Origin of the sequence: Actinotalea sp. (assembly GCF_035443605.1) — a bacterium.
GTDB lineage: Bacteria > Actinomycetota > Actinomycetes > Actinomycetales > Cellulomonadaceae > Actinotalea.
The window spans coordinates 1-7,428 of record NZ_DAORSQ010000115.1 but is presented as its reverse complement, the minus strand read 5'-3'; the positions used below and the strand labels follow the sequence as shown (position 1 = coordinate 7,428).

General features: G+C 73.3%; 6 protein-coding genes and 1 pseudogene. 1 reads left to right on the top strand and 6 read right to left on the bottom strand.

Annotated features, from left to right (window positions below):
• The 6 genes from carB to PKY62_RS11260 all read right to left on the bottom strand — a co-directional run.
• The coding region (gene carB / locus PKY62_RS11285) for a carbamoyl-phosphate synthase large subunit (protein WP_324537004.1) at positions 1–1,860 on the bottom strand (1,860 nt) is incomplete at its 3' end.
• Positions 1,844–3,043 carry a glutamine-hydrolyzing carbamoyl-phosphate synthase small subunit gene (gene carA / locus PKY62_RS11280; protein ID WP_324537002.1) on the bottom strand — a complete coding sequence of 400 codons (1,200 nt, stop codon included), beginning with the start codon at positions 3,041–3,043 and terminating at the stop codon, positions 1,844–1,846. The genes carA and carB, both read right to left, overlap by 17 nt.
• Before the next feature lie 65 nt (positions 3,044–3,108).
• The gene (locus PKY62_RS11275) at positions 3,109–4,473 is read right to left on the bottom strand and encodes a dihydroorotase (protein ID WP_324537000.1); all 1,365 of its coding nucleotides are present in this window, start codon (positions 4,471–4,473) and stop codon (positions 3,109–3,111) included.
• Positions 4,470–5,453 (bottom strand): aspartate carbamoyltransferase catalytic subunit, encoded by a 984-nt coding sequence (locus PKY62_RS11270; RefSeq protein ID WP_324536997.1) that lies wholly within the window; start codon positions 5,451–5,453, stop codon positions 4,470–4,472. Before PKY62_RS11270 ends, PKY62_RS11275 begins: the two co-directional genes overlap by 4 nt.
• Positions 5,450–6,049, bottom strand: a complete 600-nt coding sequence (gene pyrR, locus PKY62_RS11265) for a bifunctional pyr operon transcriptional regulator/uracil phosphoribosyltransferase PyrR (protein WP_324536995.1) — start codon at positions 6,047–6,049, stop codon at positions 5,450–5,452. Before pyrR ends, PKY62_RS11270 begins: the two co-directional genes overlap by 4 nt.
• 62 nt (positions 6,050–6,111) lie before the next feature.
• A complete protein-coding gene (locus PKY62_RS11260; RefSeq protein WP_324536993.1) occupies positions 6,112–6,891 on the bottom strand; it encodes a helix-turn-helix domain-containing protein in 780 nt (259 codons plus the stop codon).
• Positions 6,892–6,963: 72 nt separating this feature from the next.
• Between PKY62_RS11260 and PKY62_RS11255 the strand changes: the two are divergent.
• Positions 6,964–7,428: pseudogene (locus tag PKY62_RS11255) on the top strand (aldehyde dehydrogenase); the annotation flags it as partial.

The window sequence follows — 7,428 nt, the reverse complement described above, 5'->3', positions numbered from 1 at the left end:
CGGCTCGAAGTAGAGGCGGTCCGACGTGTCGTAGTCGGTCGAGACGGTCTCGGGGTTGCAGTTGACCATGACGGTCTCGAACTCGCCCTTGAGGGCCAGCGCGGCATGCACGCACGAGTAGTCGAACTCGATGCCCTGGCCGATCCGGTTGGGGCCCGAGCCGAGGATGATGACCGCCGGCCGGGTGCGCGGCTGCACCTCGGTCTCCTCGTCGTAGGACGAGTAGTGGTACGGCGTGCTGGCGGCGAACTCCGCCGCGCAGGTGTCGACGGTCTTGAACACCGGTCGCAGCCCGAGCGCGTGGCGCAGCTGGCGCACCGTCTCCTCGCCGATGCCGCGCAGCCGCGCGAGCTGGGCGTCCGAGAACCCGTTGCGCTTGGCCCGGCGCAGCAGCGCGCGGTCCAGCTCCGGGGCCGTGGCGACGGCGTCGGCCAGCGCGTTGATCGCGACGACCTGGTCGAGGTACCAGCGGTCGATCCCGGTGGCGGTGTACACGTCCTCGACGCTCACCCCGCCGGGCAGCCCGACCGTCCGCAGCACCTGCTGCACCTGGACCAGACGCTGCTCGGTGGGCACGGCGACCTGCGCGAGCAGGGCCGCGAGCTCCTCGCCCGTCAGCGGGGTCCCCTCCCAGTGGAACACCGACCCCGCCTTGTCGATCGAGCGCATGGCCTTGCCGAGCGCCTCGGCGAAGTTGCGGCCCATGGCCATCGCCTCGCCGACGGACTTCATCGTCGTGGTGAGGCGCGGGTCGGCCGAGGGGAACTTCTCGAACGCGAACCGCGGCACCTTGACCACGACGTAGTCGAGCGACGGCTCGAACGAGGCCGGGGTGGACCCCGTGATGTCGTTGGGGATCTCGTCGAGCGTGTAGCCCACCGCGAGGCGCGCGGCGATCTTGGCGATGGGGAAGCCCGTCGCCTTGGACGCCAGGGCCGAGGAGCGTGAGACGCGCGGGTTCATCTCGATGACCACGACGCGCCCCGTGTCCGGGTGCACCGCGAACTGGATGTTGCAGCCGCCCGTGTCGACGCCGACCTCGCGGATGACGGCGATGCCGATGTCGCGCAGCCGCTGGTACTCGCGGTCCGTGAGGGTCAGGGCGGGTGCGACGGTGACGGAGTCGCCCGTGTGCACGCCCACCGGGTCGAGGTTCTCGATGGAGCAGACGACGACGACGTTGTCCGCGTGGTCGCGCATGAGCTCGAGCTCGTACTCCTTCCAGCCGAGGATGGACTCCTCGAGGAGGACCTCGGTGGTCGGCGAGTAGTGCAGGCCGGCGCCGGCGATGCGGCGCAGCTCGGCCTCGTCGTAGGCGATGCCGGAGCCGAGCCCGCCCATCGTGAACGAGGGCCGCACAACGACGGGGTACCCCAGGTCGTCCGCGGCGACGAGCACCTCGTCCATGGTGTGCACGATGTGGCTGCGTGCGCTCTCGGCGCCGCAGCGCTCGACGACCTCCTTGAACGCCTGCCGGTCCTCGGCGAGGTGGATCGAGGCGATGTTGACGCCGATCATCTGCACGCCGTACTTCTCCAGCACGCCGGCCTCGTCGAGCGCGATGGCCGCGTTGAGGGCGGTCTGCCCGCCGAGGGTCGGCAGGATCGCGTCGGGGCGCTCGTGGGCGATGATCGCCTCGATGACCTCGGTGGTGATGGGCTCGATGTAGGTCGCGTCGGCGAACTCCGGGTCCGTCATGATCGTCGCCGGGTTGGAGTTGACGAGGATGACGCGCAGACCCTCGTCACGGAGCACGCGGCAGGCCTGCGTGCCCGAGTAGTCGAACTCGGCGGCCTGGCCGATGACGATCGGCCCGGAGCCGATCACCAGCACGCTGGTGATGTCAGGGCGTCGGGGCATCGATGGACTCCGTCTCAGTGGTGGTCATCAGCGCGACGAACCGGTCGAAGAGGTAGGCGGCGTCGTGCGGGCCGGCCGCGGCCTCGGGGTGGTACTGCACCGAGAACGCCGGCAGGTCGAGGCACTCCAGGCCCTCGACCACGTCGTCGTTGAGGTCGACGTGGGACACGACGACGCGGCCGTAGCGACCGCCGTCGTGCGGCGCCGTCGTCTCCCCCGTGAGCGGAGCGTCCACGGCGAACCCGTGGTTGTGCGCCGTGATCTCGACCTTGCCCGTGCGCCGGTCCAGCACGGGCTGGTTGACCCCGCGGTGGCCGTAGGTGAGCTTGTACGTGCCGAAGCCCAGCGCGCGGCCCAGCAGCTGGTTGCCGAAGCAGATGCCGAAGAACGGGATCCGGCGGTCCAGCACCGCGCGCAGCAGCTCGACCTCGACGGTGGCAGAGGCCGGGTCGCCCGGGCCGTTGGAGAAGAAGACCCCGTCCGGGGACAGCGCGAGCACGTCGTCGATCGTCGCCGTGACGGGCAGCACGTGCGTGCGCACGCCACGCTCGGCCAGCCGCACCGGGGTCATCGTCTTGATCCCCAGGTCGAGCGCCACCACCGTCGCGACGGGGCGCGTGACGCCGTCGGGCAGCACGGGCTCGACGGTGTAGGGCTCGCTCGCGCTGACCTCTGCCGCCAGGGACGCGCCGGCCATCGAGGGCGCCGAGCGCACCACCTCGACGAGGTCGGCGTCCGTGCGCTGGCGCCCGGAGTCGTCGAGCAGCGCCGGGCCGGAGAAGATGCCCGCGCGCATGACGCCGCGCTCACGCAGGTGGCGCGTCAGCGCCCGGGTGTCGATGTCGCTCATCGAGACCACGCCGCCGGCGACGAGGGCGTCCTCGAGCGTCCCGGTCGAGCGCCAGCTCGAGGGGCGGATGGCGGGGTCACGCACCACGTAGCCGGCCACCCAGATCCGCAGCGACTCCGGGTCCTGCTCGTTCATGCCCGTGTTGCCGACGTGCGGCGCCGTCATGACGACGATCTGGCGATGGTACGACGGGTCGGTGAGCGTCTCCTGATACCCGGTCATCCCGGTGTTGAAGACGATCTCGCCGACGGTGCCGCCGCGGGCGCCGTAGGCCTGGCCGGTGAAGGTCCGGCCGTCCTCGAGGACCAGCACGGCCCGGTCTGCTGCGGGCATCGGGGCTCCCGGGGAGGGGTGGGTGGTCGGGTGCAGGGGCTCGAAGCGGCGCTGGGCTGCGGCGCTCACCGGGCGGGACCCGCGGGGACGGCATCCCGGGAGGGCACGGTCGTGCCGTCGAGCACCGTCGCGCGGCCGCGCAGGAAGGTGGCCACGACGCGGCCGGTGAGCTCGCGCCCGCCGTACGGGCTGTTCCGGCTCGCGGTGGCCTGGGCCGCAGGGTCGACCACCCAGCGCGTGGCCGGGTCGACCAGCGTGACGTTCGCCGGCTCGCCGACCTCGAGGGGGCGGCCCTGCGCGCGCGGGCCGGCGTCGGTGCGCCCGATCCGCGCGGGGGTGCTCGACATGACGCGCGCGACGTCGGCCCAGGACATCCGGCCCGTCGCGACCATCGTCGTCGCCACGATGCTCAGTGCCGTCTCCAGCCCCGTCATCCCGAAGGCCGCGGCGGCCCACTCACAGTCCTTGTCCTCACGCGTGTGCGGGGCGTGGTCGGTGCCGACGATGTCGATCGTGCCGTCCGCCAGGCCCGCGCGCAGCGCCTCCACGTCCTCGGCGGTCCGCAGCGGCGGGTTGACCTTGTAGACCGGGTCGTAGGTGCGCGCGAGCTCGTCGGTGAGCAGCAGGTGGTGCGGGGTCGCCTCGGCCGTGACGTCGATCCCGCGTGCCTTGGCCCACCGGATGATCTCCACCGAGCCGGCGGTGGACAGGTGCTGGACGTGCAGGCGCGAGCCCACGTGCTCGGCGAGCAGCACGTCGCGCGCGATGATCGCCTCCTCCGCGACGGCCGGCCAGCCGGCCAGACCCACCTCGGCGGAGACGACGCCCTCGTGCATCTGCGCCCCCGCGGTGAGCAGCGGCTCCTGGGAGTGCTGGGCGATGACGCCGTCGAACGCCTTGACGTACTCCAGGGCGCGCCGCATGAGCACCGGGTCGTGGACGCACTTCCCGTCGTCGGAGAACACGCGCACCTGCGCGGCCGAGTGCGCCATCGCGCCCAGCTCCGCGAGCTGCGTGCCGCCGAGGCCAACGCTCACGGCGCCCACGGGGTGCACGTCCACCCAGCCGGCGTCGTTGCCGAGCCGCCACACCTGCTCGACCACGCCGGCGGTGTCGGCGACCGGCGAGGTGTTCGCCATGGCGTGCACCGAGGTGTAGCCGCCCAGCGCTGCGGCGCGCGTGCCGCTCCACACCGTCTCGGCGTCCTCGCGGCCCGGCTCGCGCAGGTGCGTGTGCAGGTCGACGAGACCGGGCAGCGCGACGAGGCCGGCCCCGTCGATCGTCACGGTACCGGCGGGGGCCTGCGCCGCAGCGCCGGGGCCCACGGCCGCGATGACACCGTCGGCCAGGAGCAGGTCGGTCGGCTCGCCACCGAGCGGGGCGACGCCTCGCAGCAGGTACGCCGGTCCCCCGGCGGTCGGCTTGCTCATGCCCACGTCTCCTTCTCCTTGGCCAGCAGCAGGTACAGCACGGCCATCCGCACCGCGACCCCGTTGGAGACCTGCTCGACGATGACGGCGCGCGGCGAGTCCGCCGCGTCCGCCGAGATCTCCAGGCCGCGGTTCATCGGCCCCGGGTGCATGACGATCGCGTGCTCGGGGAGCATCGCCAGGCGCCGCGCGTCCAGGCCGTAGGCCCGGGTGTACTCGAGCGGGCTGGGGAAGAAGCCGGTGGCCCCCGCCCCGCCGGAGCCCATCCTCTCGCGCTGCACCCGCAGCATCATGACCGCGTCCGGCTGCTGGTCGAGCACCTCGTCGAGGTGGTACCCGATGGCGCACGGCCACGCGTGGGCGCCGACCGGGACGAGCGTGGGGGGCGCGACGAGCGTGACGCGCGCGCCCAGGGTGTGCAGCAGCTGGACGTTGGACCGCGCCACACGCGAGTGCAGCACGTCACCGACGATCGCCACGTGCAGGCCGGCCAGGTCGCGACCGATCCCCTCGCGGTCGGCGTCCGTCCCGGCCAGGTGGCGGCGGATGGTGAACGCGTCGAGGAGGGCCTGGGTGGGGTGCTGGTGCGTGCCGTCGCCGGCGTTGATGACCGAGGAGCCCACCCAGCCGGCGTGCGCGAGCCGGTGGGGCGCTCCGGACGCGTGGTGCCGCACGACGACGGCGTCGGCCCCCATGGCCTGCAGGGTCAGCGCGGTGTCCTTGAGCGACTCGCCCTTGGACACGCTCGAACCCTTGGCGCTGAAGTTGATGACGTCGGCCGAGAGCCGCTTCGCCGCGGTCTCGAAGGAGATCCGGGTGCGGGTGGAGTCCTCGAAGAAGAGGTTGACCACCGTCTTGCCCCGCAGGGTCGGCAGCTTCTTGATCTCGCGGGCCTGGGTCGCGGCCATCTGGGCCGCGGTGTCGAGCACGTGGACGGCCGCATCGCGGTCCAGGTCCGCCGCGCTGAGCAGGTGCTTCATCGCTCGCCCCCCTCGATGCGCACGGCGTCGACGCCGTCCGTCTCCACGAGCCGCACGGCGACCTTCTCGCTCACCGACGTCGGCAGGTTCTTGCCCACGTAGTCCGCCCGGATGGGCAGCTCACGGTGGCCGCGGTCCACGAGGACCGCGAGCTGGACGGCCCGCGGCCGCCCCAGGTCGTTGAGGGCGTCGAGCGCCGCGCGGATGGTCCGGCCGGAGAACAGCACGTCGTCCACCAGCACGACGACCTTGTCGTCCAGGTCCCCCGGCAGCTCGGTGGCGCCGATGCTGCGCGTGGGGTGGCGGTGCAGGTCGTCGCGGTACATCGTCACGTCGAGCGCCCCGACCAGACCGGCGGCGTCGAGCCCCTCGACCTGGGCGATCTTGGCGGCGAGGCGGCGGGCCAGCGGCAGGCCGCGGGTCGGGATGCCGAGCAGCACGAGGTCGGCGGCACCCTTGTTGCGTTCGAGGACCTCGTGGGCGATCCGGGTCAGCGCCCGGGTGATCTCCTCCGGGCCGAGCACCTCGGCACCGGGGACGCCGGGGTCGGGCAGGTCGCTCGCGGGGACGATGGGCACGGCAGGGCCAGAGGACATCTGGCGACCTCCTTCCCCGCCTCTCAGGACGGGTCTTAAAGGATGTCTGACAGTCGATCAGCCTACTGCACGCCCGGCGCGCGCCGGGGCCCGGCGGTGCGGCGCCGGAACTGCGCCGGGGTCTCGCCCGTCAGGCGTCCGAACGCCCTGGTCAGCAGCGCCTGGTCGTAGAACCCGGCCCGCGCGGCGACCTCGGCGATGGGCAGGTCGGACCCGGCCAGCAGCCCGGCGGCCCGGTCGATCCGGGTGCGCAGGACGTACTGCTGCGGGGACAGGGACAGCACGCGGTGCATGCGCCGCTCGAGCGTCGAGACCGAGCACCCCGCGGCGTCCGCCATCTCCCCGACGCCGACGGGGGCGCCGTCGCGCTCCGCCACGAGGGCGACCACCCGCTCGACGGAGGCCACGACGGCATCCTGCGCGTCGTGCCGCCGGAGGTCCTGCGAGACGCTCACCAGCCCGATCGGCTCACCGTCGCGCCGCACCGGAGCCTTCGAGGTCAGGTACCACCCGGCGACACCACCGGGACGCACGATGAGCTCGAGCACGCGGCGCACAGGCTGACCCGTCCGGAGCACCTGCCGGTCCTGGGCCTCGTAGTGCTCGGCGAGGTGGGGCACGAACAGGTCGTGCGCCGTGCGCCCGACGACCGTTCGCCGGGACCGCTCCCCCGTGCGCTCGACGAAGGCCTGGTTGACGGCGACGTAGCGGCCGGCCGCGTCCTTGACGCAGAACATCGTTCCGGTCAGCTCGTCCATGAGCCCCACGAGCTCCGGCGACAGCGCGCCGAGCAGCAGGTCGCGCTCGGGCCACGGGTCCGGCTCGGTGCGGGGTGCGGCCATGGGACCGGACGCTACCGGCGCGGGGGTCGGATCGGTACAAGACGTCCCCGGGCGGTGGGGCCACGCTGGACCATGGCGATCACCCCTGCCCTGACCGATGCTGCCGCGACGCTGGCCGAGCGATGGATCGAGGCGACCACCGCGGGTCAGACCCCGCGCGAGCGGCGCACCACCGGGCGGCTCGCCGCGCTGGTCTCCGACCCGGCCGGCCTCGAGCTCGCCCTGCGGTTCGTCGACCGCGTGGCCCGCCCGCAGGACGTCGACGTCGCCGCGCGCGAGCTCGCGGGCCTGGCTGCATGGACGACGTCGGCGACCTTCCTCGGCCCCGTGGACCGGACCCTGCTCACGGCGGGCACCCGGCTCGCCCCCGTGCTGCCCCGGCTCGTCGTCCCCGCGGCGCTGCTGCGCCTGCGTCAGCTCGTGGGCCACCTCGTGGCCGACGCCGGGCCGGGGCTGGCCGGGCACATCGCGCGCGCGCGCGCCGAGGGGTTCCGGCTCAACCTCAACCTGCTGGGCGAGGCCGTGCTCGGGGAGGCC